General features: G+C 66.7%; 1 protein-coding gene. It reads left to right on the plus strand.

The features are described from left to right. A partial coding sequence (locus tag AC0IYH_RS33140) for a methyl-accepting chemotaxis protein (RefSeq protein ID WP_471838638.1) occupies positions 1–249 on the plus strand: 249 nt, incomplete at both ends.

Here is a 249-nt window from a genome sequence, read left to right on the forward strand (position 1 = left end):
GATCGAAGCGGCGCGGGCGGGCGATGCAGGTCGGGGATTCGCCGTCGTCGCGGCGGAAGTCAAGAAACTCGCCGCCCAGACCGCGGTCGCCACCAAGCTCAACAATGGGTCGATCGGGACGCTGGCGACCGAAGCCGACACGATGCTCCACCGCGTCGATGTCGGTGTCGCCAAGGCGCAATCGGCGCACCAGGGCACGAAAGACATTGAATCGCTTGTCGCCCGGCTGGCGCGACTGATGGACGACCT

This window comes from Pseudomonas sp. AC463, from assembly GCF_979253585.1.